The sequence below is a fragment of the Roseovarius sp. MBR-78 genome, from assembly GCF_040547535.1.
Classification (GTDB): domain Bacteria; phylum Pseudomonadota; class Alphaproteobacteria; order Rhodobacterales; family Rhodobacteraceae; genus Roseovarius.
Genome location: NZ_JBEPPX010000009.1, coordinates 22,219 through 47,464, shown reverse-complemented (window position 1 = coordinate 47,464; position 25,246 = coordinate 22,219). Strand labels below are relative to the sequence as shown.

General features: G+C 66.6%; 26 protein-coding genes. 13 read left to right on the top strand and 13 right to left on the bottom strand.

Annotated features, from left to right (window positions below; genetic code table 11):
• Positions 1-202: 202 nt before the first annotated feature.
• Positions 203-583 (top strand): hypothetical protein, encoded by a 381-nt coding sequence (locus ABIE58_RS09295; RefSeq protein WP_354544434.1) that lies wholly within the window; start codon positions 203-205, stop codon positions 581-583.
• A gap of 60 nt (positions 584-643) precedes the next feature.
• Positions 644-1,183: an adenine phosphoribosyltransferase gene (locus ABIE58_RS09290; RefSeq protein WP_354544433.1), complete on the top strand. Its 540-nt coding sequence runs from the start codon at positions 644-646 to the stop codon at positions 1,181-1,183.
• 131 nt (positions 1,184-1,314) lie between these two features.
• Here the strand turns inward: ABIE58_RS09290 and ABIE58_RS09285 are convergent, their stop codons facing one another.
• The 4 genes from ABIE58_RS09285 to ruvC are packed head-to-tail and all read right to left on the bottom strand — an operon-like array spanning position 1,315 to position 4,195.
• The gene (locus ABIE58_RS09285; RefSeq protein WP_354544432.1) at positions 1,315-1,956 is read right to left on the bottom strand and encodes a hypothetical protein; all 642 of its coding nucleotides are present in this window, start codon (positions 1,954-1,956) and stop codon (positions 1,315-1,317) included.
• Between the two features lie 58 nt (positions 1,957-2,014).
• Positions 2,015-3,043 (bottom strand): Holliday junction branch migration DNA helicase RuvB, encoded by a 1,029-nt coding sequence (ruvB, locus tag ABIE58_RS09280; protein ID WP_354544431.1) that lies wholly within the window; start codon positions 3,041-3,043, stop codon positions 2,015-2,017.
• 4 nt (positions 3,044-3,047) lie between these two features.
• Entirely contained in the window at positions 3,048-3,713 is a 666-nt protein-coding gene (ruvA, locus tag ABIE58_RS09275; protein WP_354544430.1) for a Holliday junction branch migration protein RuvA, read from the bottom strand.
• Positions 3,710-4,195 (bottom strand): crossover junction endodeoxyribonuclease RuvC, encoded by a 486-nt coding sequence (ruvC, locus tag ABIE58_RS09270; protein ID WP_354544429.1) that lies wholly within the window; start codon positions 4,193-4,195, stop codon positions 3,710-3,712. The genes ruvA and ruvC overlap by 4 nt, the downstream gene beginning before the upstream one ends.
• Before the next feature lie 210 nt (positions 4,196-4,405).
• Between ruvC and ABIE58_RS09265 the strand changes: the two genes are divergently transcribed.
• The gene (locus ABIE58_RS09265; RefSeq protein ID WP_354544428.1) at positions 4,406-4,603 is read left to right on the top strand and encodes a DUF1127 domain-containing protein; all 198 of its coding nucleotides are present in this window, start codon (positions 4,406-4,408) and stop codon (positions 4,601-4,603) included.
• Positions 4,604-4,680: 77 nt separating this feature from the next.
• Here the strand turns inward: ABIE58_RS09265 and ABIE58_RS09260 are convergent, their stop codons facing one another.
• From ABIE58_RS09260 to ABIE58_RS09245, 4 genes are all read right to left on the bottom strand, one after another.
• Positions 4,681-5,025 (bottom strand): hypothetical protein, encoded by a 345-nt coding sequence (locus tag ABIE58_RS09260; protein ID WP_354544427.1) that lies wholly within the window; start codon positions 5,023-5,025, stop codon positions 4,681-4,683.
• Between the two features lie 106 nt (positions 5,026-5,131).
• Entirely contained in the window at positions 5,132-6,004 is an 873-nt protein-coding gene (locus tag ABIE58_RS09255) for a 50S ribosomal protein L11 methyltransferase (RefSeq protein ID WP_354544426.1), read from the bottom strand.
• 14 nt (positions 6,005-6,018) lie between these two features.
• Positions 6,019-7,251 (bottom strand): MFS transporter, encoded by a 1,233-nt coding sequence (locus tag ABIE58_RS09250; RefSeq protein ID WP_354544425.1) that lies wholly within the window; start codon positions 7,249-7,251, stop codon positions 6,019-6,021.
• Positions 7,252-7,357: 106 nt separating this feature from the next.
• Positions 7,358-9,553, bottom strand: a complete 2,196-nt coding sequence (locus tag ABIE58_RS09245) for a primosomal protein N' (protein ID WP_354544424.1) — start codon at positions 9,551-9,553, stop codon at positions 7,358-7,360.
• A gap of 90 nt (positions 9,554-9,643) precedes the next feature.
• Between ABIE58_RS09245 and fsa the strand changes: the two genes are divergently transcribed.
• From fsa to ABIE58_RS09220, 5 genes are all read left to right on the top strand, one after another.
• Positions 9,644-10,297, top strand: a complete 654-nt coding sequence (gene fsa / locus ABIE58_RS09240; protein ID WP_354544423.1) for a fructose-6-phosphate aldolase — start codon at positions 9,644-9,646, stop codon at positions 10,295-10,297.
• 236 nt (positions 10,298-10,533) lie between these two features.
• Complete coding sequence (locus ABIE58_RS09235; RefSeq protein ID WP_354544422.1) at positions 10,534-11,241, top strand: DUF484 family protein; 708 nt, start codon at positions 10,534-10,536, stop codon at positions 11,239-11,241.
• The gene (locus ABIE58_RS09230; protein WP_354544421.1) at positions 11,238-12,158 is read left to right on the top strand and encodes a tyrosine recombinase XerC; all 921 of its coding nucleotides are present in this window, start codon (positions 11,238-11,240) and stop codon (positions 12,156-12,158) included. The genes ABIE58_RS09235 and ABIE58_RS09230 overlap by 4 nt, the downstream gene beginning before the upstream one ends.
• A 98-nt stretch (positions 12,159-12,256) precedes the next feature.
• The gene (locus ABIE58_RS09225) at positions 12,257-12,844 is read left to right on the top strand and encodes a cytochrome P460 family protein (RefSeq protein ID WP_354544420.1); all 588 of its coding nucleotides are present in this window, start codon (positions 12,257-12,259) and stop codon (positions 12,842-12,844) included.
• Between the two features lie 91 nt (positions 12,845-12,935).
• A complete protein-coding gene (locus tag ABIE58_RS09220) occupies positions 12,936-13,634 on the top strand; it encodes a CDP-alcohol phosphatidyltransferase family protein (RefSeq protein ID WP_354544419.1) in 699 nt (232 codons plus the stop codon).
• An 8-nt stretch (positions 13,635-13,642) separates the two neighbouring features.
• Here ABIE58_RS09220 and ABIE58_RS09215 read toward each other — a convergent pair whose 3' ends face one another.
• From ABIE58_RS09215 to ABIE58_RS09205, 3 genes are all read right to left on the bottom strand, one after another.
• Positions 13,643-15,040, bottom strand: a complete 1,398-nt coding sequence (locus ABIE58_RS09215; RefSeq protein ID WP_354544418.1) for a helix-turn-helix domain-containing protein — start codon at positions 15,038-15,040, stop codon at positions 13,643-13,645.
• Positions 15,041-15,215: 175 nt separating this feature from the next.
• Entirely contained in the window at positions 15,216-15,614 is a 399-nt protein-coding gene (locus tag ABIE58_RS09210; RefSeq protein ID WP_354544417.1) for a hypothetical protein, read from the bottom strand.
• A gap of 4 nt (positions 15,615-15,618) precedes the next feature.
• Positions 15,619-16,662: an alkane 1-monooxygenase gene (locus ABIE58_RS09205; RefSeq protein WP_354544416.1), complete on the bottom strand. Its 1,044-nt coding sequence runs from the start codon at positions 16,660-16,662 to the stop codon at positions 15,619-15,621.
• A 207-nt stretch (positions 16,663-16,869) separates the two neighbouring features.
• Between ABIE58_RS09205 and ABIE58_RS09200 the strand changes: the two genes are divergently transcribed.
• From ABIE58_RS09200 to ABIE58_RS09185, 4 genes are all read left to right on the top strand, one after another.
• Positions 16,870-18,555: an NAD(P)H-dependent oxidoreductase subunit E gene (locus tag ABIE58_RS09200; protein WP_354544415.1), complete on the top strand. Its 1,686-nt coding sequence runs from the start codon at positions 16,870-16,872 to the stop codon at positions 18,553-18,555.
• Between the two features lie 65 nt (positions 18,556-18,620).
• Positions 18,621-19,628, top strand: a complete 1,008-nt coding sequence (gene ftsY / locus ABIE58_RS09195; protein WP_354544414.1) for a signal recognition particle-docking protein FtsY — start codon at positions 18,621-18,623, stop codon at positions 19,626-19,628.
• A gap of 88 nt (positions 19,629-19,716) precedes the next feature.
• A complete protein-coding gene (locus ABIE58_RS09190) occupies positions 19,717-20,619 on the top strand; it encodes an EamA family transporter (protein ID WP_354544413.1) in 903 nt (300 codons plus the stop codon).
• A gap of 13 nt (positions 20,620-20,632) precedes the next feature.
• Positions 20,633-21,238 (top strand): inner membrane-spanning protein YciB, encoded by a 606-nt coding sequence (locus ABIE58_RS09185; protein ID WP_354544412.1) that lies wholly within the window; start codon positions 20,633-20,635, stop codon positions 21,236-21,238.
• Between the two features lie 228 nt (positions 21,239-21,466).
• On the opposite strand, the gene ABIE58_RS09180 is transcribed toward ABIE58_RS09185, so the two are convergent.
• Together ABIE58_RS09180 and ABIE58_RS09175 are read right to left on the bottom strand one after the other, a co-directional pair.
• Entirely contained in the window at positions 21,467-22,732 is a 1,266-nt protein-coding gene (locus ABIE58_RS09180; RefSeq protein WP_354544411.1) for a glutamate-5-semialdehyde dehydrogenase, read from the bottom strand.
• A gap of 67 nt (positions 22,733-22,799) precedes the next feature.
• Positions 22,800-23,678, bottom strand: a complete 879-nt coding sequence (locus ABIE58_RS09175) for a hypothetical protein (RefSeq protein WP_354544410.1) — start codon at positions 23,676-23,678, stop codon at positions 22,800-22,802.
• Positions 23,679-23,933: 255 nt separating this feature from the next.
• On the opposite strand from ABIE58_RS09175, the gene ABIE58_RS09170 reads away from it, so the two are divergent.
• Positions 23,934-24,980: a DMT family transporter gene (locus tag ABIE58_RS09170; RefSeq protein WP_354544409.1), complete on the top strand. Its 1,047-nt coding sequence runs from the start codon at positions 23,934-23,936 to the stop codon at positions 24,978-24,980.
• The last annotated feature ends 266 nt before the right edge of the window (positions 24,981-25,246 follow it).

Here is a 25,246-nt window from a genome sequence, read left to right as displayed (position 1 = left end):
CTCGCGCGGCTCATCCCCAAGCATCCAACGTCCCCTCCAGGCCCTTCACGCCGCCTCCCGCACGGCATTTTCGCAGCATGGCGGGCCGGATCGGCATTGGGCAGCATCTGTTCGATGCCGAACACGAGCCGCCGCTCACATCTGCGCGCGCGCGCCGTCACATCACTGGACAGCGGCGCGCGGAGGCCCCATCACATGTTCCATGTCCCGCCTCATCGACAAACTCACCGATCAAGACTGGCGCAACGGCATCGGCCGCCGCTTCGAGGCGGTGACGGACGAGATATTCCAGGTCATCCGCTGGGTTCTGGTGGTGGGGTTCGCCAGCTACCTGTCGCGCGCGCATGATATCCTTATCCTGCGTGTCACCTATTGGGTTCTGGCGGCGCTGCTCTTTGGCTATATCGCCTCGCGCTTCCTCTTGCGCCCCGAGATCGCCTTTCTCGGCAACCCGCAGGGGCGATGGGCGCGGCTGGCGCAATCGGCGCTCAATTTCGGGCTTTGCGTGGGGGTCTTTGCCCTCACCCTCTACGCGGTGAGCGCGCTGACGCAGGCCATCGCCGAATATCGCGGCGCGCTCTGAACCCTTGCACGCCTCGCGCCCCTGCGGCAGAAGCAATGCGCAACCGCCCGGAGAGCCGCGATGCCCCCGCAAAAGACCGTTCAGGACTATATCCGCACCATCGTCGATTTCCCGCATGAGGGGATTCTCTTTCGCGATGTGACCACGCTTTTCGCCGATCCGCGCGGGTTTCGCATCGCCATCGACCAGATGCTGCACCCCTATGCGGGCCAGCCCATCGACAAGGTGGCGGGGCTGGAGGCGCGCGGCTTCATCCTTGGCGGGGCGATCGCGCATCAGCTCTCGGTGGGGTTCGTCCCGATCCGCAAGAAGGGCAAGCTGCCCGGCGCGGTGATCTCGGAGGAATATCAGCTCGAATATGGAGAGGCGGTGGTTGAAATCCACGACGACGCGATCCACCCCGGCGAGCGGGTGCTGCTGGTGGATGACCTGCTGGCCACCGGCGGCACGGCGGCGGCGGGTATCCGCCTCATCGAGCGGCTTGGCGGGGCCATCACCGGCTGCGCCTTCATCGTCGACCTGCCCGATCTGGGCGGGCACAAGCGGCTCGAGGCGATGGGCATGGAGATGCACACGCTCTGCGCCTACGAGGGGTTGTGACCGACGTTTGGCCTTGAGCCGCCATCCCCGTATCGGCGATCAGCGGCAGGCGGCACCGGGCGTCTCCCATGAACAGCCCGCCTCAGGCCGCTTACCCGACGTGATGCGGATAAGGCCCAACCCCGCCCCTTTCAGGCCTCGCCCTGCCCGATCCGCGCCGCCAGCCGCAGCGCATGGGCCGCATCACGGCTCATCGCCGGCAATACCGGGTCATATCCCGCGCGAATGAGCGCGCCGATCTCGGGGCGCAGCACCACATGGCCCGCGGGCGTGCGCGCCAGCGGCGAGCGCCCGACAAAGGCGCGATCCGACCACAAGAGGATGCTCTGCACCACCTGGCTCAGCGCCAGAACATCGGCGGGCACGGCAGACAGCTCCGCATCCATCCGCAGAAAGACAAATGCCGCCTTGATCGCGCCACCCTCGTCAAAGCGGAAGATGCGATACTGGTTGGCCCCGCCTGCCTCCAGCCGCTCCACCAACGGCGCAAGGTCGGGCACCAGCCGGTCAAGATCGGGCACCGCCAGCAACTCGTCCCAGTCGCGAAAGAAAAAGACCATCAGGTTCGCGCCCAGTTCCGGGTCGGTCTCGGCCATTCTGTGCCCCGCCAGCGCCACTACCGCCTCGAGCGCGCCCTTGACGACCCCCAGCGTTTCGTCCTCCACGCCGAACACCACCGGCACGATGGGCCGCCCCCAGCGCGCGAACAGGAATTCCCCATCCGCGCGGGTGAACAGCGCCTCGAGCTCGCCTGCCTCCAGTCTCGCGCTCATGGCCTTACCATCCCCCCGGCCTCTTCTTGGCAAAAATACCCAAATCCCCGTCCATGCCTCACTCCTCGAACAGGTCCCCCGTGCCCTTTGGCCCCGGCGCTTCCAGCCCCAGATGCCGCCACGCCGCCTGCGCCAGCATCCGGCCGCGCGGGGTGCGCTGGATGAGGCCCTGTTGCAACAGGAACGGCTCGATCACCTCTTCCAGCGCGTCGCGGCTCTCAGACAGCGCCGCGGAGAGCGTCTCGATCCCCACCGGGCCGCCGCCATAAGCCTCGGCAATCAGCCGCAGATAGCGCCGGTCCGCCCCGTCAAGCCCCAGGTGATCCACCCCCAGCCGCGTGAGCGAGGCATCAGCCAGCGCCCGGCTGATCTTGCCGCCGCCCTCGACCACGGCGAAATCCACCACCCGGCGCAAGAGGCGGCCCGCGATGCGCGGCGTGCCGCGCGCGCGCCGCGCAATCTCGCGCGCGCCCGCGTCCTCGGTGGGGATGTTCAAGAGCCGCGCGTTGCGGGTGACGATCTCGTGCAACTCGTCGATCTCGTAGAATTGCAGCCGCGTCGGGATGCCGAACCGGTCGCGCAAGGGCGTCGTCAGAAGGCCCAGCCGCGTCGTCGCCCCCACCAGCGTGAAGGGCTGCAATTCGATCCGCACGGTGCGCGCGGCGGGGCCGGAGCCGATCACCAGATCAAGCTCGAAATCCTCCATCGCGGGGTAAAGCACCTCCTCCACCGCCGGGTTGAGGCGGTGAATCTCGTCGATGAACAGCACATCGTTGCGCTCCAGATTGGTCAGGATCGCCGCCAGATCGCCGGCCTTCGCGAGCACCGGCCCCGAGGTCATGCGAAACCCCACGCCAAGCTCGCGCGCCATGATCTGCGCCAGCGTCGTCTTGCCCAGACCGGGGGGGCCGTGAAAGAGCGTATGATCCATCGCCTCGCCACGCTGCCGCGCCGACTGGATGAACACTGCCAGATTGGCCCGCGCCTCGCGTTGCCCGATGAATTCGGATAGGGCCTGCGGCCGCAGGCTGCGGTCCAGATCCTCGGGCAACATCTCGGGGCGCAGGGCGGGATCGGGTTCGGTCATGCCCCTACCCTTTCGGTGCCAGAAGCCGCAGCGCGGCGCGGATCAGCGCAGAGGTGTCGGCCTGCGGGGTCTCGCCTGCGGCTTGCGCCACGGCCCCCGCCGCCTCGCCGGGGCCATAGCCCAGGTTGGTCAGCGCCGAGAGCGCCTCGGCCTGCGCGCCGGGGCTGGCCGGGGCCTGCGCCACGCGCGCGGGGGCCGTCTCGATCACCGCATCCTCTACACCTGCCTCGGGCGCTGCCGTGGGGGCCAGCTCCCCCATCGCCATTACCGTAGGGGCCTTGTCCTTCAACTCGTTCACCACCCGCTGCGCGGTCTTGGCGCCCACCCCCCTTGCGACCGTGATCGCGTTCCAGTCGCCAAGCGTGATCGCCCGGCTCACGCCGTCGGGGCCCAGCGCGCCCAGAATGGCCAGCGACGCCTTCGCGCCGATGCCCTGCACGCTCATCAAGAGGCGGTGCCATTCCTTCTCCACCAGCGTCGGAAAGCCGAAAAGCTGCAACAGATCCTCGCGCACCAGCAGATCGGTATAAAGCGCGGCCATGCCGCCCACGCCGGGCAGCGCGCCGAGCGTGCGCTCCGAGCAATAGACGATATAGCCCACGCCGCGCACGTCGATCAGCACATGATCCGCCCCGCGCCAGTCAACCCGTCCCGCGACGCGCCCGATCATGCCAGCCCCCCGGCCAAAGCGCGCCCGTAATGCGCATGGCAAATCGCCACCGCCAGCGCATCCGCCGCGTCGGGGCCTGCCAGCACCACGCCGGGAAGCTGCACGCGCACCATATGCGCCACCTGTTCCTTGGCGGCATGGCCCACGCCCACCACCGTCTTTTTCACCCGGTTGGGCGAATATTCCCCCACCGTCAGCCCATGCTGCGCCGGCACCAGCAGGGCCACGCCGCGCGCCTGCCCCAGCTTGAGCGTGCCCGCCCCGTCCTTGTTGACGAATGTCTGCTCCACCGCCGCTGCCTGCGGGTCGAACCGCTGCACGATATCGGTAAGCTGCTCGTAAAGCGACAAAAGCCGCGCGCCAAGGTCATCGCCCGTGGAATGGCACACGCCATTGGCGATATGGCTGAGGCGGCTGCCCGTCACCTCGATCACGCCCCAGCCAAGGTTGCGCAACCCCGGATCAATGCCCAATACCCGCATGTCTGCCCTGCCCGTTTCGAATTTTTCCCTTCAATAGCACGAAACGTGAACGATAACCAAGCACAATGCGCCGCCGCCCCCCGTGGCCCAAGCCCTGCATCAACTGCATAAGGACTATGCACAAAGCCCGGCTTGTCCGGGCGGGCTGCCTTGAATAGCTGCACTCTGTAATCGAACACCCCCGTAGCCCCCTTTCAAGGACACAGACAGATGGCACTTGTTGACACCCCCCGCGCCCACGCGCCTGCCCACCCCGCCCACGGCCTCTTTTCGCGCTTCATCGAGGCGCTGATCTCGTGGAACGACCGCCGCGCCACGCGCAACGCGCTGGCCCGTCTCTCGGATCGCGAGCTTGACGATATCGGCCTCAGCCGTGGCGATATCGACCGGGTCGCCCGCCGTTTCTGACGGTGCGGGCCTCCGGGCCCACGAAAACGCCCCGCGCGGATGGTATCCGGCGGGGCGTTTTCGTGCGTGCTACGGCCTCAGCGCAAGACGGGGGCGAAGTATCCGGCGATATAGCGCGTCAGCATGTCGGGCTGCATGATCCACGCGCCCGCCTGTTCGAGCACATGGCCCTCGGCCAATTGCGCAACCCGCGCCTGATAGGTGACGCCGCCAAGATGCGCGAACACCACCGCCTTGAAGAAGATGAAGCCGAGAACGAGGTAGAGTATCCCACGCAGCGGCACCGTCGGGCGGCGGCGGCGCGGTTTGAAAACGATCAGCCCGTCCGAACGGACCTTGCCCACATATCCGCGCTCCAGCCGCGCGTGGCTCGCATCGATGCGGCGGAGGCGGGCGTTGAACTCCCGAGTGGCATCAGACATGGTTTCAATCCCGGATCACAGCCCCCACCGTGATGCGGAGATTATGCGTCTGAAATGTGGCAAAAACAAGGCACGCCTTAGGCTCGGGCCAGATTTAGCCTTGTTTTCAATGATTTTTAGACAATGTCAGGGTGGACCAGTCACCAATTTCCTCGTGATGATCGACACTGTTTCCAAGCCCGGAATAGACCGCGATCACCTCTGCCGCCTGCTCGTTGAGCAGACCGGAGAGAATCACCTTGCCGCCCGGTGCAAGGCTTTGCGTGATCCCCGCTGCCAGCGCCAGAAGCGGCCCCTTGAGGATATTGGCAAAGATCAGCTCGTAGGGGGCCCCCTCGCGCAAAACGGGATGCTCCAGCCCCTCGGCCTCGATGCAGCGCACGCGCCCGTCAAGCCCGTTGGCCGCGACATTGGCCTGCGCCACCTCCACCGCCACCGCGTCGATATCCGAGGCAAGGAATTCGCCCGGCCAGATCCGCGCCGCCGCCATCGCCAGAACGGCGGTGCCGCAGCCCAGATCGAGCACCCTGCGCCCGACAAAGCCCTGCCCCGCCAGCCGGTCCAGCGCGCGCAGACAGCCCTGCGTGGTGCCGTGATGCCCGGTGCCAAAGGCCATGGCCGCCTCGATGAGGAGCGGCAGGGCATCCGCAGGCACCTTGTCGGCGTCGTGGCTACCATAGACGAAAAAGCGCCCGGCCACCACCGGGCACAGATCGCGCCGCACCTTGGCGACCCAATCCACCTCGGGCAGTTCCGACACGGTAAAGGCCCGCGCGCCATGCGCCGCCGCCAGAAGATCGAGCCGCACCGAATCGGGGGCCGCCTCGAAATAGGCCCCGATCTCCCACAGCCTTGATCCGTCCTCCATCTCGAAACATCCCACGCCGGTGGGGGCGGGATCGAACGCCTCCAGCGCCTCGGCCAGCGCTTCGGCGCGGGTCTTGTCGTCAAGCGTGGTGATGGCGGTCCAGGTCGTCATGGTAGTCTGTCCTCTCATTCGGCGGGCGCGGGCAGTGCCCGCGCGAATATCGTCTCGTGGCCCGGCTCCGGGTGGCGCGGGATCATCAGTGCCAGCGCCAAAGACAGCCCAGCCATCCCCGCCGCCGCGCCGAACACCGCCGCAGGCGACACCAGCCACAGATAGCCCAGCGCCGCAGGCAGAAAGACAGCGGCGATATGGTTGATCGTAAAGGCCACGGCGGCGGTGGGGGCGATATCGCCGGGATCGGCGATCTTCTGGAAATAGGTCTTGAGCGCGAGGGCCAGCGAAAACAGGATATGGTCCACCACGTAGAGCGTCGCCGCCAGCACCACCCCCCAGCCAAAGAGGTAAACCCCGCCATAGGCGAGAAACACCAGCATGAGGCCGATATACTCAAAAATCAGCGTGCTCCGCTCGCCAAAGCGAAACACCGCCCGCCCCATCAGCGGCGCGGCCACCATGTTGACCACGAGGTTGATCATGAAAAGCGCCGTCACCTCATGCACTTCAAAGCCGAACTTCTCGACCATCATGAAGCCCGCGAAGACCACGAAAATCTGACGCCGCGCCCCCGCCATGAATTGCAGCGCATAATAAAGCCAGTAGCGGCGGCGCAAGATCATCTTCTTGACCTGCGGGTTGGGGGCCTCGAACCGGGGATAGGCCAGCAGGCAGAACACCGCCACGCAGGCGGTAAACCCGCCCGAGACCATGTAGACAAGGTTATAGCTCAGATCGAACGCCCGCCATGTCAGCACGATCAGCGCATAGGCCACCAGCGTCGCCCCCGACCCCGCCGCCAGCAGCCAGCCCAACATCTGCGGCGCGCGCAGCTTGTCGAGCCATTGCAGTTGCAGCGACTGGTTGACCGTCTCGTAATAGTGAAAGCCGATGGAACTGAGCATGGTAATGGTGAGAATGCCGCCCAGCGTCGGGAATTGCGCCGTCAGCGCCGTCGCCACTCCCAGCAGCAACAGCGACACCAGCCCCAGCACCTGCTCGTGCATGAAAAGGATCAGCGCGATCACCCCAATGGCGAGAAAGCCGGGGATCTCGCGCACCGTGTGCAGCCAGCCGATATCAGAGCCGTCGAACCCCGCCACCTCGATCACGAAATTATTGAGCAGCGCCGACCATGTCGCAAAGGCCACCGGCATCGCCGCGGCCATCAGGAACAAAAGCGTCGTGGGCCTGCGCCAGAACGGCAGCTCCCGCGCCCGCCCGAGGGGAAATTGCGCACTCATGATCCTGCTTTACGCCCAAGCAAAGCGATTGGCGAGAGGCCGTGCCACCGACGATCCGAAATCTTCAAAAGATTTCGGACCGCTTTCTTTTCAAGAAAGCGCCCCCTCAATAAAAACTCTGCGGATCGATATCGACCGCCAGCCGCATCTGCGCGGGCAGTTTCACCGGTGCCAACCAGCGCGATATGGCGGCTTGCAGGCCCGCGCCCTTCGGGGCCTTGATCAGCAGCCGCACCCGGTGCCGCCCCCGGATGCGGGCAATCGGCGCAGGCGCGGGGCCATAGACCTCGGCCCCCGCCGCGTGCAGCGGGGCCGCGTTGCGCGCCAGCCAGCCGCCCAGATCGAACGCCGCCTTCATGTCGGGCGATGACAGGATGATCCCCGCCATCCGCCCATAGGGCGGCACCCCCGCCTGCCGCCGCGCCGCCGCCTCGGCCCGCCAGAAGCCCTCCTCGTCCCCGGCAAGGATCGCGCGGATCACCGGGTGATCGGGCTGATGGGTCTGCAAGAGCGCCACGCCCGGCCGCTCGGCGCGCCCCGCGCGCCCAGCCACCTGTCGCATCAGTTGAAACGTATGCTCGGCGGCGCGCAGGTCGGACCCCTGAAGCCCCAGATCGGCGTCGATCACGCCGACCAGCGTCAGCAGCGGAAAATTATGCCCCTTGGCCACAAGCTGCGTACCGATGATGACATCCGCCCCGCCCTCGGCAATCTCGGCAATCTGCTCCTTGAGCGCGCGTGCCGAGCCAAACAGATCCGACGACAGCACCGCGATCCGCGCGTCTGGAAAGAGCGCCGCCGCCTCCTCGGCCAGCCGCTCCACCCCCGGCCCGACGGCGGCCAGCCGCCCCTCCACCCCGCAGGACGGGCAGGCCAGCGGCATCGCCGTGCTCTCGCCGCATTGGTGGCAGACCAGCCGCTTCTGAAACCGGTGCTCGACCATGCGCGCGTCGCACTGCGCGCAGCCGATCTGATGCCCGCAGGCGCGGCACACGGTGACCGGCGCATAGCCGCGCCGGTTGAGAAACAGCATCGCCTGCTCACCCAAGGCCAGCCGCGCCTTGACCGCCTGCCGCAGCGTCGGCGACACCCACCGCCCCGCCGGCACCGCCTCGGCGCGCAGGTCTATCGCCGCCAGTTCCGGCATCACCGCCACGCCGAACCGCGCCGCCAGATCGACGCGGTCGTATTTGCCGGCCTCGGCATTGGCCCAGCTCTCAAGGCTCGGCGTGGCCGAGGCGAGCACCACCCGCGCGCCGCAAAGCGAGGCCCGGAGCACCGCCATGTCGCGCGCATGATAAAGCACACCATCCTCCTGCTTGTAGGAGCCGTCATGCTCTTCATCCACCACGATCAGCCCCAGATCGCGGAACGGCAGGAACAGAGCCGAACGCGCGCCCACCACCATCTGAACGCCGCCTTCGCCCGCCATTTTCCAGACCCGGCGGCGCTCGGCCATGGTCACGCCCGAATGCCATTCGGCAGGTCGGGTGCCGAACCGCGCCTCGACCCGCGTGAGAAACTCCGCCGTCAGCGCGATTTCGGGCAGAAGCACCAGCGCCTGCCGCCCTTGGCGCAGACATTCGGCCACCGCCTCCAGATAAACCTCGGTCTTGCCCGAGCCGGTGACGCCGCGCAAAAGCGTGGTGCCATAGCTTCCACTGCGAACAGCACCACAGAGCGTGGCCGCCGCCGTCGCCTGATCCTCGGTGAGCCGTTTGGCGGGCAGGTCGGGGTCCAGCCTTGGATAGGGCGCATCGCGCGGCGCGGCCTCCTCGATCAGCGCGCCTTGCGCCACCAGCCCCTTGACCACCGAGGCAGAGACCCCCGCCAGATCGCAGAGGTCCGAGAGGCCAAACCCCATCCCGCCATGCTCGCGCAGCACCGCCAGCACCCGCCCCCGCGCCTCGGTCATCCGCGCAGGCACCAAACCGGCCAGCCGGTAGACCTTCTGCGCGCCCGGCGGATCGGACAGCCCCGGCGCGCGCGTCGCCAGCCGCAGCATCGCGGGCAGCGGCGTCAGCGTATAGGCCGCCGCGCGCGCCAGGAAATCGCGCATTGCCGCATCCATAGGTGCCAGATCGAGCACCCGGCCCACCTTGCGCGCCTTCTTGAGGTCAAAACCGCCCGCGCCCAGCCCCCAGACCACCCCCATGATCCGCCGCGGCCCCAGCGGCACCTCGACGAAATCGCCCACAGCGATGCCGCCCTCGGGTGCCAGATAATCGAGCGTGCCCCCCAGCGGCTGCGCCGTCAGCACCGCCACCAGCGCGCCCTCGTCGAAATGCTCGGGCAGGCTCACGCAACTCGCTCCTTTGCGGGGTTTCAGACCCCTGATCTATGCGGTAAAGGCAGTCCCGAGACAACCCAACCCGCCAGAGAGGGCCACGCCATGAAATTCTTTGTCGACACCGCCGAGATTGACCAGATCGCCGAGTTGAATGACCTCGGCATGGTCGATGGCGTCACCACCAACCCGTCGCTGATCCTGAAATCAGGCCGCGACATCCTTGAGGTCACGCGCGAAATCGCCGCCCTCGTCGATGGCCCGGTGAGCGCCGAAGTGGTCGCGCTCACCGCCGATGACATGATCGCCGAGGGCCGCAAGCTCGCCGCCATTGCCGAGAATATCGCCGTCAAGGTGCCGCTGACATGGGACGGGCTGAAGGCGTGCAAGGTGCTCTCGGGCGAGGGCAACATGGTCAATGTCACGCTCTGCTTCTCGGCCAACCAGGCGCTTCTGGCGGCCAAGGCGGGCGCGACCTTCATCTCGCCCTTCATCGGGCGGCTCGACGATATCAACCTCGACGGGATGGAAATCATCTCCGACATCCGCCAGATCTACGACAATTACGGCTTCGAGACGCAGATCCTCGCCGCCTCGATCCGCACCGTCAACCACGCCTATCAATCGGCGATGATCGGTGCCGACGTGATGACCGCGCCCCCCGCCGTCATCAAGGCCATGGCGGGCCATGTCCTGACCGACAAGGGGCTGGCCACCTTCATGGCCGATTGGGAAAAGACCGGGCAGAAGATCATCTGATCCCGCCCCCCTCGGGCGAATACCCAGTCACCCTCGGACTTGATCCGAGGGTCTCTTGACGCAAGAGATCCTCTGGCCAAGCCAGAGGATGACGGGTGTTTGCCGTAAGCGATCCTCTGGTCGAGCCAGAGGATGACAGGAGTACCCCACCGGTTTCACACAGGCCCCGCATTTTCTTGCGGCATTCCGTGCCGTCATCTGCTAACCTGCGTCAAAACACGCATATTGAGGCCGCAATGACCGCCAAGCCCCGCATCGACGACGCCCTGCGCGAGCGTATCATCACCGAGCCGGATGTGATCCTCGACGATACCGATCTCATGCGCGCGCTGATTGCCGCCAACGAGCGTGCGATGGGCACCAATATCGTCGATATGCGCGGCATCGCGATGGACCGGCTGGAGGCGCGGCTCGACCGGCTCGAGGAAACCCACCGCGCGGTGATCGCCGCCGCCTATGAAAACCTCGCCGGCACCAACCAGGTGCATCGCGCCATCCTGCGGATGCTCGACCCGGTGGAATTCGAGGGTTTCCTGCGCGATCTCGATGGCGAGGTGGCCCATATCCTGCGCGTCGATGCGGTGCGTCTCGTGATCGAATCGGTGCAGAACGACAATGACCCGGCGGTGCGGCGGCTGGGCGATGTGCTCTCGGTGGCCGAGCCGGGCTTTATCCGATCCTACCTTACCGGCGGGCGCGACGCGCCCACGCGGCAGGTGACGCTGCGCCAGATCGACGAGGGCGACATGCGCGTTTATGGCCGCAGCGCGCCGCATATCCGCTCCGAGGCGTGCCTGCTGCTCGATTTCGGCGCTGAGCGTCTGCCGGGGATGCTGGTGATGGGGGCCGAGGATCCGCACCAGTTCAGCCCGCAGCAGGGCAGCGATCTCCTGGCCTTTTTCGCCGGCGTGTTCGAGAGGGTGATGCGCCGCTGGCTGTCGTGATCTCGGCGGCCGCGCAGGCGGCGCTGGCCGATTGGCTGGCCGCGATCAAGGCGCTTGACGGGGCCACCGATCACACCATCGACGCCTACGGGCGCGACCTGCGTGCCTTTCTCGCGTTCATGACCGCACATCACGGGCAGGCGCGGGGCCTTGGCGCGCTGATGCGGATCACCACCAACGATATGCGCGCCTTCATGGCGCATGAGCGCGGCACCGGGCTTGGCCCCCGCTCGCTCGCGCGCCGCCTCTCGGCGGTCAAGAGCTTCTATCGCTGGCTCTCGGAGCGCGAGGGCGCAGAGCCAACGGCGGTGCTCTCGGCGCGCACGCCGAAATATCGCCGCAAGCTGCCCCGCCCGCTATCGGAGGCGGGCGCGCAAGACATGCTCGACACGCTGGAGACGCAGGCCCAGGCGCCGTGGATCGCCGCCCGCGACGTGGCGGTAGTGACGCTGCTTTATGGCTGCGGGCTGCGCATTTCCGAGGCGCTTGGCCTGAACGGCGCGGCGCATCCCGTGCCCGAGGTGCTGCGCATCACCGGCAAGGGCGGCAAGGAACGCCTCGTGCCGGTGATCGCGCCTGCGCGCAACGCGGTGGCGGCCTATGTGCGCGCCTGCCCCTTTGCCATCACCCCGCGCGGCCCGCTCTTTTTCGGCGCGCGGGGCGGGCGGCTCGGGGCGCGCGCGGTGCAAAAGGCGGTGGCATGCAGTCGCGCACAGCTTGGCCTGCCCGCCAGCGCCACGCCGCACGCGTTGCGCCACAGCTTTGCCACGCATCTGCTGAATGCAGGCGGCGATCTGCGCGCGATCCAGGAATTGCTGGGCCATGCCTCGCTCTCGACCACCGAGGCCTATACCGGCGTCGATACCGCTCGGCTGATGGAGGTCTATGCCCGCGCGCACCCGCAGGGGCGCGGCTGACACCCTCACGCAACTGTTAGGTTCAATTACAGCCGATCTGTGCGAGGGTCCGCCCCGGACGCCAATCAAGTCACGTCATGAAACGGAGAAGTATCATAATGAAACACAAGCTTTTTGCCGCCGCCACCCTCGCCGTCAGCGTCATGCTCGGTCAATCGGCCGCCGCCAGCAACTGCAAGGCCGATGTTGAGGATCCGTTCGATCTCGACGAGGCGGCGATCACCGAAATCTATAGCTGCCTGTCCGACAAGATGGCCGCAGGCTACGCCAAGGAGGGCAACGAGGTCGCCAGCGCCTATCGCGACTGGACTGTGACCGGCACCCGCCCGGCGGTGCAGGGCGCGCATGGCAGCCGCCTGCTTCTGACCTTTGCCAACGATGTCGCCGCCGAGCAATATCTCAAATTCGCCGAAGAGGGTGTGGACATGCCCGCAGGCTCGGTTCTGGCCAAGGAAAGCATCACCATCTCGACCAAGAAAAAGACCGCCCGCCCCGGCCCGCTCTTCATCATGACCAAGGGCGAGGATGGCAGCTCGCCCGATACCGGCGACTGGGTCTATGCCGCGCTCATGCCCAATGGCAAGCCGATGAAGATCAAGCAGAGCTTCTGCCATGATTGCCACGTCTCGTGGGAGGCACAGGACATGATGGCCTACCCGATCGAAGAGGTCCGCGTTTCCAACTGATCCGCCACTCACGCGGTTTTTGGCCCGGTCCCCTGGCAAGGGGGCCGGGTTTCGCTTTGCAAAATCTCTATTCTTGCGTCATGAAACCGTCATGACACCACAACTCCGCGCCCTGCTTGTTCACTTGCTTACCGCCACCGGCGCGGTCTTTGCGCTGCTTGCCATGCTCGCGGCGATTGATCGCGAGTGGGAATTGATGTTTCTCTGGCTCGTGGTGGCCTTTGCCGTCGATGGCATCGACGGCCCGCTGGCCCGCCATTACGATGTCAAAACCAACGCGCCGGAATTCGACGGGGTGCTGCTCGATCTTATCATCGACTATCTCACCTATGTGTTCATCCCGGCCTTCGCGCTCTTCAAATCCGATCTTCTGCCGGGCTGGACGGGCTGGGTGGCGGTGATCGTCATCACCTATGCCAGCGCCATGTATTTCGCCGACACACGCATGAAAACAAGGGATAATTCCTTTTCCGGCTTTCCCGGTTGCTGGAACATGCTGGTGCTTGTGATGTTCGCCATAGAGCCTGCAACCTGGATCATCCTCGCGCTGGTCACGGTGCTGGCGGTGGCGATGTTCCTGCCGTTGAAATTCATCCACCCCGTGCGCACCGAGCGCTGGCGCTGGCTGTCGCTGCCGATGGCACTCGCCTGGACATTCTTCGCGGGCTGGGCGGCCTGGGTGCATTTCGATCCGCAAAGTTGGGCGCATTGGGGCCTTGTGGTCACCAGCATCTACCTCACGCTGGTCGGCATCGTGCAACAGATCGTGCCGCTGCGCGACGATCTCTGACCGGCCCCTCACCCCACCCGGTAGGGCAGCACCCCGCGCTCGTCGGGCGTGACCTGCAAGCGCCGCTCCAAGGGGGGCACCGAGCGTTGATGGCAGTCCGTGCGCTCGCAGATACGGCACGAAATCCCGATCGGCTCAAAAGCGCGGGCATTGCTCACGTCAAGGTCATCGGCATAGACCACGTCGCCTGCGTGCTTGACCTCGCAGCCCAGCGCGATGGCAAAGCGCCGCACCGGCGCGCCGAAACTGCCGCCCGGTTTGCTCACATCGCGCGCAAGGCTGATATAGCGCACCCCGTCCGGCGTCTCGGCCAATTGCCGCAGGAACCGCCCCGGCGTCTCGAAGGCGCGATGCACGTTCCAGAGCGGGCACGCGCCCCCGAACCGCGCGAATTGCAGCCGCGTGGCGGAGTGGCGCTTGGTGATCGTGCCGGCCTGATCGACGCGCACGAAAAAGAACGGGATGCCCTTGGCTCCGGGGCGTTGCAGAGTCGAGAGCCGGTGGCAGACCTGCTCGATCGAGGCCCCGAATCGCAGCGCCAGCACCTCCAGATCATGGCGCACCCCCTGCGCCGTGGCGAGGAACGCGCCATAGGGCATGAGCGCCGCCCCGGCGAAATAATTGGCCAGCCCCATCTTGGCGATGGCGCGCGCGGCCTCGGACTGAAACCGCGCGAAATCGAGCGTCGCCTCCAGCAGGTCATCCTGCGTCAAAAGCGCCAGTTGCAGCAACAACTGAAACCGCCGCGTTTCAGAGGGCGCGCGCGCCGAGAGCGTCAGCGTGCCGCTCTCGCGGTCGAAATGGCGCAGCGTGCTGGTATCGGCCACGGTCACGCCGATACCCATATCGCGCAGCCTTTGCCGCGCCAGCGCCCCGATCCCGCCCGGCCCCGCGCCCTCGGCCAGCCGCTCGGCGGCGCGGTCCACGGCGTCGATGTAATTGTCGCAATAATGAAAGAAATCGCGCACCTCGTCCCAAGGGCTCGCCGGGCTGCGCGCATCCTCGCGGCCCAGCGCCTCGTCAAGGCTCGCCAGCCGCTCGTGGGTCTGGCGATAGGCGCGGTGCAGTTCCAGGAATGCCCGCGCCAGCGCCGGGGCGTTCGACGCGGTAAGCCGCAGATCGGCGAGCGGCGGCGGCTCGGTGCCGAAGACCGGATCGGCCAGCGCCTCGCGCATGTCCGAAACCAGCCGCTCGGCATCGCCGGTGGAAAGCTCGGTCACGTCAAACCCGAATTCCTGCGCCAGCGCCAGCACCACCGTCGTCGAGAGCGGTCGGTTGTTATTCTCCATCTGGTTGAGATATGGCAGCGAAACCCCCAGTTTCGCGGCAAAATCCTTTTGCGTCAGGCCAAGCCGCTGGCGCGTCTCGCGCAGCTTTGCCCCGGCATAGAGTTTGCGCACAGCCATCGCCCGATCCTCATTTGCAGATTAGCCTTAGAGTCAGGATAGGTTTGCAAATCTATCAGAGCAAGGGCCTTGGACACCCGGCAAGGAGGTGGATATCCCGTTCCAAGGTCGGATTTTCACAATTTAAACGCGACACCTGTGGATAAATCACCCGCCCAAGCGGCAAATCGACAGGTCAAACGCCGATCTTCGGCCCCAGGCACATCAGCGGCTCGCGCGATTTGCGCACCTCGTATAGCTCGGTCACCGCCGTGTCGCCCTCGAACCGCGCCACCAGCCGTCCGCCTCCGCGCTCGAACCGCCAGCATTGCGGCTCGGGCCGGGTCTCGTAGACGAAACAGATGAGCGGGCCATCGGCATACCAATGCCCCTCCTGGCATTCACCATCGAGAAACGACCAGCGCACCCGGCGACCGGGCAGGTATTCCTCGGCCCCGTAGGGCTCTGCCCCTTCGGCCCCGTAATAAAACGTGTGCCCGCGCGTATAGGCGTCGAATTCCTCGGCGCTCATCTCGGCAAGGGCGGCCAAGGGGCCACCAAGAACGACAGCAAGGGCAAGCAGGATCACGCGCATGGCCTCACCCTGCCAGATCACCCGCCGCTGCGCCAGCCGTTTCGCGCCACCGCGCGGCACGTGCGTCCATCATCCGCCGCCAAAGGGGCGGCACCAGCGCCACCACCGCGCAGACGGGCAGCGAATGCGGCAGCACCGGCATCGTCGCGGGCACAAGCTGAAGCGCGGGATAGGGGCGTTGCGGGGTCACATGGTGATCGGAATGGCGCGGCGCATTCAGCGTCATCGCCGAGGAATACCACTGCGGCGCGTTCCACGAATGCGCAAGGCTAACCGGCTCTGCCCGCCCGTCGGGGTGCCGCGCGCGGGCCAGCCCGTAATGCTGCACATAATCCGACAGCAGGATCTGCCCCTGCGCATAGCCCGCGATAGCCATATAGGCCGCCAGTCCCTGCCACCCCCAGAGCACCGCCACCGCCGCCAACAGCGCGCCCGCCCCCCCGACATAAAGCACGTAAGGATGCCGCCAAGGCGCACCGCGATGGCGGCGCGTCTCGGCGGCCAGACCGGCGCGGAACGCCCCCGCCCAGGCCCGCGCCGCGTAGCGGTAAAACCCCTCGCCGGGGCGCGCGCTGCTGGGGTCTTGCGGCGTGGCGACATGGACATGATGCACATGCAAATGCGCGCTCGCATGGTGGCCAAAGAGGATCGAGGTATAGACAAGCCGCCCCAGCCGCCGCCTGCCCCGCCCGGCGCGGTGGATCAGCTCATGCGCCACCGGATGCGCGATCTGCCCCGCCACCAGCCCCGCCGCGACCGCCAGCAAGACCCGCTCGACCGGCGCAAGCCCACCGGCCCCCGCAACCCCGCGCAGCGCCAGCGCCAGCACCGCGAAATGCCCGATCCCCAGCGCCAGCAACAGCCGCTCGCCGCCCGGAAATTCGGCACCCGGATCGGCATTGACGATCTGCCGCGCCACCAGCCGGTCAAGGCAGAACACCAGCACCGTCACATAGCCCACCGCCAGCCAGCCCCAGACCCCGCCCCAAAGCGCGGCAAGGGCCACGAGGGCCAGCGGCAGCGATGTGGCGATCACGAAAAGGGGCATCTCGGGTTTCCGCTTGTGGCATCGGCATGATGGCGCAAAACTAGCGCTGATACCACGGCACCGACAGGGCACAATCGGGCGGATCATGCGGCATTCGCTGCATTCGGCGGCAATCGAACGCATCCGGTGCGGCAAATGTCGCTTTTGGTCCCGCCGCCGGCGCGCCGGACGGATATGGCTTGGCCAGCGAGGCAGGAGGACAGCGCAATGGCACTCGGCGAACGCAAGGGCGTCTGGAAATCCGGCAAGGGCAAGGGGCGGCACACGCCAAAGGGGCGGCAGCTTGAGGATAGCGCGTGGGACGAGGTGCGCGCGCTCTTGGGCGACGGCCCCCGCCGCCGCGACCTGCTGATCGAATATCTGCACCTCATTCAGGACCGGTTCGGCCACCTGTCGGCGGCGCATCTGCGCGCGCTGGCCGAGGAGATGCGCATCGCGCAGGCCGAGGTCTACGAGGTCGCCACATTCTACGCCCATTTCGACGTGGTGAAGGAGGGCGAGGCCCCGCCGCCCGCGCTGACCATCCGGGTCTGCGATTCGCTCTCGTGCGAGTTGGCGGGCGCGCAGGCGCTCAAATTGGCGCTGGAAGAGGGGCTTGACCCAGCGCAAGTGCGGGTGCTGCGCGCGCCCTGCATGGGTCGCTGCGATACCGCGCCGGTGCTGGAACTGGGTCACAACCATATCGACCACGCCACCCCGGAAAAGGTGCAGGCCGCGATTGCTGCGGGAGAGACGCACACGCATGTGCCGCAATATCAGAGTTTTGCAGACTACACCGCCGATGGCGGCTGTGCCACGCTGCGCGCCCTGCGGCAGGGCGGCGATTTCGAGACGGTGCAACAGACATTGCTCGATGCCGGGCTGCGGGGCCTTGGTGGCGCGGGCTTTCCCTCGGGGCGCAAATGGGGCTTCGTGCGCGCGGAGCCGGGGCCGCGTTATTTGGCTGTCAATGGCGACGAGGGCGAGCCGGGCACGTTCAAGGACCGCTATTACCTCGAACGCACGCCGCATGTCTTCCTTGAGGGGATGCTGATCGCCGCTTGGGCAGTGGAGGCCGAACGCTGCTTCATCTACATGCGCGACGAATACCCCGCCGTGATCGAAATATTGCGCCGCGAAATCAAGGCGCTGGAGGAAGCGGCCCTGATCGCACCGGGCTATGTCGAGCTGCGCCGCGGTGCCGGGGCCTATATCTGCGGCGAGGAATCGGCGATGATCGAATCGATCGAGGGCAAGCGCGGGTTGCCACGCCACCGCCCGCCCTTCGTCGCGCAAGTGGGCATCTTTAATCGCCCCACGCTCGTCAACAACGTGGAAACGCTCTACTGGGTGACGCGCGTGCTGCGCGAGGGCGGCGAGATCCTCCGCGGGGTCGAGAAGAACGGTCGCAAGGGTCTGCGCTCCTATTCGGTCTCGGGGCGGGTAAAATCCCCCGGCGTGCATCTCTTGCCCGCAGGCTCGACCATCCGCGACGTGATCGAGGCGGCGGGGGGCATGATCGACGGCCACGCATTCAAGGCCTATCAGCCGGGCGGGCCGTCCTCGGGTATCCTGCCCGCGTCGATGGACGATATCCCGCTCGATTTCGACACGTTGCAGCCGCACGGCAGCTTTATCGGCTCGGCCGCCGTGGTGGTGCTCTCGGATCACGACAGCGCGCGCGCCGCCGCGCTCAACATGCTGCGGTTTTTCGAGGATGAAAGCTGCGGGCAATGCACGCCCTGCCGGGTGGGCTGCGAAAAGGCGGTCAAGCTGATGCAGGCCGATCACTGGGATCAGCCGCTCCTGGAAGAGCTGTGCCAGGCGATGGCCGATGCCTCGATCTGCGGGCTGGGGCAGGCCGCGCCCAACCCGATCCGCTTGACCATGCAGCATTTCGCCGACGAAATCTGAGCCGGGCAACCCTTCCATCCGCCCCCGATCCGCAGTAGGGATCGGGGGATCGGCATGGAGGGCGCATGGCGTTTTTCTCGAAACTCAAGGAACGGCTGTTCAAGTCCTCGTCGAAGCTCGACGAGGGGCTGGAGGCGATTGTCGAGGACGTGGCAGAGGCCCCGCCAGACGCCGCCCCCGCCGAGCGCCCCGGCCTGCTGGCCCGCCTCACCGGGCGTGACCGCGCCGATGCCCCGCGCCGGGTGCTCGACGATGACATGTTGGAGCGCCTCGAAGAGCTGCTCATCACCGCCGATATGGGCGTGGACACCGCCCTGCGCGTGACCGCCAACATGGCCGAGGGGCGCATGGGGCAGCGGCTTTCGACGCGCGAGATCAAGGAAGTGCTGGCCACTGAGATCGCCCGCATCATGGAACCGGTGGCACGGCCCATGCCGCTTTATGCCAAGCGCCCGCAGGTGGTGCTGGTGGTGGGCGTCAACGGTTCGGGCAAGACCACCACCATCGGCAAGCTTGCCAGCCAGTTCAAGGCGGCGGGCAAATCGGTGGTGATCGCCGCCGGTGACACGTTCCGCGCCGCCGCCGTCGAGCAATTGCAGGTCTGGGGCGACCGCGCCGGCGTGCCGGTGATGACCGCGCCCGAGGGCTCGGACCCCGCGAGCCTTGCCTTTGACGCCATGACGCGGGCCGAGGCCGAGGGCGCGGACCTCCTGATGATCGACACGGCGGGGCGCTTGCAGAACCGCGCCGACCTGATGGAGGAACTGGCCAAGATCGTCCGCGTGATCCGCAAGAAAGACCCGGATGCGCCGCACAACACGCTTCTGGTGCTCGACGCCACCACCGGGCAGAACGCGCTCTCCCAAGTCGAGATTTTCCGCAAGATCGCCGATGTCACCGGGCTGGTGATGACCAAGCTCGACGGCACCGCGCGCGGCGGGGTTCTGGTGGCGCTGGCCGACCGCTTCGGCCTGCCCATCCATGCCATCGGCGTGGGCGAGCAGATCGACGATCTGGCCCCGTTCGACCCCGAGGAGTTCGCCGCCGCGCTCACCGGGCTCGAGGCCGAATGACCGCAGCTTCATCTTGCCGGAAATATTCCGGGGGGGTTGGGGGGCTGGCCCCCCAATTCAACATGCGGCCTAGGGGGCTGCGCGCCCGATGAGCGCCTGGCTTCTCTCGCTCGAAGGCACCGCAGCGGGCGCGCAGCTTGCCACCGCGCTGGCGCTCATGGCCGCGTTCCTGCACGCCGTCTTCGGCGCGCTGCAAAAGGGGCGGCACGATCCGTGGCTGAGCCGGGGCGCGATCGACGCCAGCTACTCCATGATGGCCGCCCCCTTCGCACTCTTTGTCGTGCCCTGGCCCGAGCCGCATATGTGGCCCATCTTCGCGGGCGCGGTGGTGATCCATATCGGCTACAAGGTGTTGCAGGCGATGGCCTATTCGCGCGGGGCCTATACGGTGGTCTATCCCATCGTGCGCGGCACCGGGCCGCTGTTTGCGGTGATCGGGGCGTGGCTGATCTTTGGCGAGCGGTTCGCGGGGCTGCAATGGCTGGGGCTGGCGGTGCTGCTGGCGGGGATTTTCGGGCTGGCGGCCTACAACCTGCGCTTTTACCCGCTGCAACGCGACACGCTGCGCATGGCGCTTGGGCTGGCGGTGGCGACGGGGCTGTTCGTGGCGCTCTACACCACCTATGACGCCTATGGCATCCGCGCCAGCGCCGACCCGTTCACCTTTCTGGCGTGGTTCTTCATGCTCGACGGGCTGTCGATCCTGCCCATTGCCGTGGCCCGCTGGCGCGCCATGCCGGTGCGGCCCGCGCCGGGGCCGCTTGCCCTGCGCGGGGTGATGGGCGGGCTGGTGGCGTTTCTGTCTTTCGGCTCGATCATGCTCGCCACCCGCCTCGACAAGGTGGGCGAGGCCGCCGTTCTGCGCGAGACCTCGACGGTCTTTGCCGCGCTCATCGGCTGGCTGGTGCTCAAGGAAACCGTGGGGCCGCGCCGCATCGCCCTTATGGGGTTGATCGCGGCGGGCGCGGTGATAGTTGAATTTGGCGGCTGAGAAAGGACATCGCATGACCGAGACCCAAGCCCCGAAATGGGCCAAACCGGCGTTGGAATTCGGCCCGATCCTCGGGTTTTTCGCGGCCTATCTCTGGCTCAAGGATCACACGTTTGTGATTGGCGGCACCGAATATGCCGGGTTCATCGTGGTCACCGCCGGGTTCATCCCCGTCTTTCTGCTGTCGATGGCCGCGCTGTGGCGGCTCACCGGGCATCTGAGCCGGATGCAGGCGGTGACGGCGGTGCTGATCGTGGTTTTCGGCGGGTTGTCGGTCTGGTTCAATGATCCGCGTTTCTTCAAGATGAAGCCGACGATGATCTACCTGCTGTTCGGCGGCGTGCTGGGGATCGGGCTTTTGCGCGGGCAATCGTGGCTGCAATCGGTGATGGAGGGCGCGATGCCGCTGACCGACCGGGGCTGGATGATCCTGACGCGGCGGCTGATGCTGTTCTTCTTCGGGTTGGCGGTGCTGAACGAGGCGATCTGGCGCACGCAGACCGAGGAAATCTGGGTCTATTTCAAGACGTTCGGCCTGACGGCGGCGATCTTCGTGTTCTTCATGACGCAGGGGCGGCTTTTCAAGGAGCACGGGCTGCCCGAGGATGACAAGGGGTGATCGGGACATTGTTGCTTTGAATTGAGCTGCGCAGTGCCCGTCCGCCGGGTGGGCGCTGTGACAGATTTGACTGGCACTTTATGCCCGCCAAGTACATCCGCGTTCACAAGAAACTGCACCGTTGCAGAAGCGCCCGCCCGAGGGGGCGGACGGGCGCTGCGCGGCGGCGCGTTCCGCGCCTTTGTTCCGCGCAAGAGGGCCAAGCATCAATCGCCCCTCCCCCTGCCCCTACCCCCGCACCGCTCCATCGCCGGTCACCAGATATTTGAAGCTGGTCAGTTGCTCGGCCCCCACCGGCCCGCGCGCGTGCATCTTGCCGGTGGCGATGCCGATCTCCGCGCCCATGCCGAATTCGCCCCCATCGGCGAATTGCGTTGAGGCATTGTGCATCAGGATCGCACTGTCGAGCCGGGCAAAGAACCCCGCCACCGCCGCCGCATCTTCGGTCACGATGCAATCGGTGTGGTTCGAGCCATAGCGCCGGATATGGGCAATCGCCGCGTCAAGATCATCGACCACCTTTGCCGCAATAATGCTGTCGAGATATTCGCGTCCCCAATCCTCCTCGGCGGCAGGCACCACGCCGGGGATCGCCTGAAGCGCGGCATCGCCGCGCACCTCGACGCCCGCGTCGATCAGCGCGCGGATGACGCCCTGCCCGATGGTGTCGGCGATGTCGCGGTGGATCAGCAGGCATTCGGCGGCCCCGCAAATCCCGGTGCGCCGGGTCTTGGCGTTGAGCACCACCTTCAATGCCTTTTCCGGGTCGGCCTCGGCGTCGAGATAGATATGCACGATGCCTTCGAGATGGGCGAATACCGGCACCCGCGCCTCGGCCTGCACAAGGCCCACAAGCCCCTTGCCGCCGCGCGGCACGATCACGTCGATATGCTCGGTCATGCCCAGCATGAGCCCGACCGCCGCGCGGTCGCGCACCGGCACAAGCTGGATCGCGTCCTCGGGCAGACCAGTGGCGCGCAGCCCCTCGACAAGGCAGGCATGGATCGCGCGCGACGAGTGAAAGCTCTCCGATCCGCCGCGCAGGATTACCGCATTGCCCGATTTCAGGCACAGCGCGCCCGCATCCGCGGTGACATTGGGGCGGCTTTCATAGATCACGCCGATCACGCCCAAAGGCGTGCGCACCCGGCGGATATGCAGGCCCGAGGGCCGATCCCATTCGGCGATGACCTGCCCCACGGGGTCGTCCTGTGCGGCGACCGCGCGCAGCCCCGCGATGATTCCGTCGATCCGCCCCGCATCGAGCGCGAGCCGGTCGAGCATGGCGGGCGTCAGCCCCTTGTCGCGCGCGGCCTTCGTGTCCTGCGCATTGGCGGCAAGGATCGTGCCGCGCGCGCGCGCGACGGCATCGGCGGCGGCCTCGAGCGCCGCGCGCTTCGTCTCGGGCGCGGCAATGGCAAGCTCTGCCGCCGCCGCGCGGGCCCGCGCGCCGATCTCTGCCATGAGGGCGGGAATGTCGTGGATATCGGTCATCTGTGCTGCCTTGCGCTGGTCTGCCCGCTCTATATCGCAGCGCCGCCGCGTGCAACGCCGCACCGTATCACGGTAGCGGTGCCACGCTGAGCGGCCGCGCCCAGCCCGCCACCGGCCCGCCCTCGCCCTCGGGGCGCGCCAGCAGAACCTGCGCGTGAAAATGCCCGGTGGTCTCGACGCTCTCGGTCTCATGCCCCGCCGCGCGGGCATTGGCGATGGCGCGGGCCTGCTCGTCCGCACCTTCAAAGCGGCGATGGATGAAGGGCGGCACCGGCAGCCGCTCCTGCACCATGCCATGCGCGCGCAACACCTCCTCGGCCCGCGCCCGCTCGTTGCCGCGAATGGGCGAGGTCATGATCCAGGGCTTGCGCGGCCCCGCCGCCGCAAGCAGCCGGTCGAGCGCATTCGGCATGAGCTGCGCCACCGAGCCACATTCCACGATCATATCCACCTGTCCCAGCGCGGCGGCAAGCGCGGGCGACGGCGCGGCGGTTTCCAGATCCTCGGAGAAACCCTCGTCGAACAGCCCCACGGCACGACCATAGGCCACCGCGTTGGGCATGATATCGAGCCCGGTCACATGCAGCGGCGGCGCGTGACGCGGCAGGCCCGCCAGCCAGTCGCGATCCCGCGCAATCACCTCACCGGACGTCGCATGATCGAACTCCGGCGCACGGTAGCGCGCGAACACATCGCCAAGCGTCACGTCATGGCGCATCAGAAGCGCGACAATGCCATAGCTCGACGCGAAATCGAGGATGCGCGGCGCGGGGATCGCGCGCGCGCGGCACAGCGCGTCAAGCCCCGCGCGGAACGCCGCCACCGCGTGATGCTGGTTGCGGTATCCCAGCGCGTCCATCATGCGGAAATAGGCCCGGCAATCGGGCTGGTCATAGGTGTCATCAAAGATGGTGACAAAGGCGTCGCCTTTGGGCGTGTCGGACATGGCGCGGCTCCGTTATCGCGGGCGGGTTGCGGCCAAGCTGCGCGCAAGGCCGCGAAAATACAAGCGTTCTAGGCACTTCCTGACACCCGGCGCACGGCGGCGTGATGCCTCATCGCCCGGCGCGGGCACACATGACACGATGTTGCGCGGTGCTTGACCGAATGTGAACACCCGTGCGGCATCGTCATTTGCACGCAAGACGTGCGCCTCGCATACTCGGCACACCCTTTTCAAGGTCCAGAGGATTCCGCCATCATGGCCCATGCCAGCACCCCGACCCTGACCGACAATTCGCGCCTCATGATGGGGGCGGGGCTTGCCTGGCTCGCGGTGGTGATCTTTGCCGCCGGCAATTCCATCGTCTCGCTTCTGGCCGAGATCGGGATGGAAAACCGGGTGATGGGGCGCAATGTCATCACCTATTGCAATCTGCTTTTCGTCGGCTCGCTGCTGTCGATCGTGCCGATGGGGTTCATGTTCTGGCGCGACTGGACGATGGAAAACCTGCGCAAGCTCAAGCGCAAGCACTGGGCGATCCTGACTCTCTCGGCGTTTTTGTCGTCGGCGCTAACGCCGGGCCTCTTTTTCTATGCGCTGGAAAAGACCACGGTGACCAACGTGGTCCTGATGGGCCGGATCGAGCCGCCGCTCTTCCTGCTCGCCGCCTGGCTCATCCTGCGCGAGGAGTTCGAACCCTGGGCCTTTGTCGCCGGTCTCATCGCGCTTGTCGGCGCGGTGGTGATGCTGTGGATGAATGGCGGCGGCGGGTTCGAGATCGGCAAGGGCGAGATCGGCGCGCTTCTGGCAACGCTGTCCTATATCGCCTCGACGCTGGTCGCGCGCGCCGGGCTGCGCGGCATCCCGCTGGGGATTTACGCGATCTACCGCACGGTTTTGGGCACGATCTTCTACTTCTTCCTCGCGATCTACCTGTTCGGGGCGGATCACTTCCGCGACGTGTTTCACCCACTGGTGTGGGAATATGTCTGGATCTACGCGGTCATCGTGGTGCTTGGCGGGCAATTCGCCTGGGCGCTGGCGCTGAAACATGCGCGCTCGGGCGATGTGTCGCTGGCCACATCGTTTTCGCCGGTCGCTGGCATCGTGATCGCGATGGTGCTTCTGGGCGAAAACCCCGGCCCCGGCCTGCTGCCGGGCGGCGCGATCATCCTCGCGGCCATCGCGCTGGGGCAATACGGGCGCAACCGCTCGCGCCGGATGCGCGAGGATTGCGTCACGAAAAGACAGGCCGCCGAGCGCGCGCTGGAGCATGAGGGCGAGGTGAATTTCAAGGGTGCCTGAGGGCCGCGCTGCGCATCCACAAGCGCCAAGCGGCACCCCGGAGCGCCGACCCTGCCACCGCGCGCCGGTGGTGGGTTGCCCCCCACCCGGCCCCGCAAGCGCGTTATCAATCGGGAATTATGGTGCTGCTGGACAGGATTGAACTGTCGACCTCTCCCTTACCAAGAGGCGGGCCGCCAGTTTCCCGAGGTATCCGCAGGGCTCCGCGCATCGCCTAAATATCTTTATTTGCAGGCACTTGTCGTCTATAGTCGGCTCCGGTGGTA

Coding starts and splice junctions, on each gene's coding strand:
- ABIE58_RS09295 (WP_354544434.1), top strand. CDS start 203: ATGTCCCGCCTCATCGACAAACTCACCGATCAAGACTGGCGCAACGGC.
- ABIE58_RS09290 (WP_354544433.1), top strand. CDS start 644: ATGCCCCCGCAAAAGACCGTTCAGGACTATATCCGCACCATCGTCGAT.
- ABIE58_RS09285 (WP_354544432.1), bottom strand. CDS start 1,956: ATGAGCGCGAGACTGGAGGCAGGCGAGCTCGAGGCGCTGTTCACCCGC.
- ruvB (WP_354544431.1), bottom strand. CDS start 3,043: ATGACCGAACCCGATCCCGCCCTGCGCCCCGAGATGTTGCCCGAGGAT.
- ruvA (WP_354544430.1), bottom strand. CDS start 3,713: ATGATCGGGCGCGTCGCGGGACGGGTTGACTGGCGCGGGGCGGATCAT.
- ruvC (WP_354544429.1), bottom strand. CDS start 4,195: ATGCGGGTATTGGGCATTGATCCGGGGTTGCGCAACCTTGGCTGGGGC.
- ABIE58_RS09265 (WP_354544428.1), top strand. CDS start 4,406: ATGGCACTTGTTGACACCCCCCGCGCCCACGCGCCTGCCCACCCCGCC.
- ABIE58_RS09260 (WP_354544427.1), bottom strand. CDS start 5,025: ATGTCTGATGCCACTCGGGAGTTCAACGCCCGCCTCCGCCGCATCGAT.
- ABIE58_RS09255 (WP_354544426.1), bottom strand. CDS start 6,004: ATGACGACCTGGACCGCCATCACCACGCTTGACGACAAGACCCGCGCC.
- ABIE58_RS09250 (WP_354544425.1), bottom strand. CDS start 7,251: ATGAGTGCGCAATTTCCCCTCGGGCGGGCGCGGGAGCTGCCGTTCTGG.
- fsa (WP_354544423.1), top strand. CDS start 9,644: ATGAAATTCTTTGTCGACACCGCCGAGATTGACCAGATCGCCGAGTTG.
- ABIE58_RS09235 (WP_354544422.1), top strand. CDS start 10,534: ATGACCGCCAAGCCCCGCATCGACGACGCCCTGCGCGAGCGTATCATC.
- ABIE58_RS09225 (WP_354544420.1), top strand. CDS start 12,257: ATGAAACACAAGCTTTTTGCCGCCGCCACCCTCGCCGTCAGCGTCATG.
- ABIE58_RS09220 (WP_354544419.1), top strand. CDS start 12,936: ATGACACCACAACTCCGCGCCCTGCTTGTTCACTTGCTTACCGCCACC.
- ABIE58_RS09215 (WP_354544418.1), bottom strand. CDS start 15,040: ATGGCTGTGCGCAAACTCTATGCCGGGGCAAAGCTGCGCGAGACGCGC.
- ABIE58_RS09210 (WP_354544417.1), bottom strand. CDS start 15,614: ATGCGCGTGATCCTGCTTGCCCTTGCTGTCGTTCTTGGTGGCCCCTTG.
- ABIE58_RS09205 (WP_354544416.1), bottom strand. CDS start 16,662: ATGCCCCTTTTCGTGATCGCCACATCGCTGCCGCTGGCCCTCGTGGCC.
- ABIE58_RS09200 (WP_354544415.1), top strand. CDS start 16,870: ATGGCACTCGGCGAACGCAAGGGCGTCTGGAAATCCGGCAAGGGCAAG.
- ftsY (WP_354544414.1), top strand. CDS start 18,621: ATGGCGTTTTTCTCGAAACTCAAGGAACGGCTGTTCAAGTCCTCGTCG.
- ABIE58_RS09190 (WP_354544413.1), top strand. CDS start 19,717: ATGAGCGCCTGGCTTCTCTCGCTCGAAGGCACCGCAGCGGGCGCGCAG.
- ABIE58_RS09185 (WP_354544412.1), top strand. CDS start 20,633: ATGACCGAGACCCAAGCCCCGAAATGGGCCAAACCGGCGTTGGAATTC.
- ABIE58_RS09180 (WP_354544411.1), bottom strand. CDS start 22,732: ATGACCGATATCCACGACATTCCCGCCCTCATGGCAGAGATCGGCGCG.
- ABIE58_RS09175 (WP_354544410.1), bottom strand. CDS start 23,678: ATGTCCGACACGCCCAAAGGCGACGCCTTTGTCACCATCTTTGATGAC.
- ABIE58_RS09170 (WP_354544409.1), top strand. CDS start 23,934: ATGGCCCATGCCAGCACCCCGACCCTGACCGACAATTCGCGCCTCATG.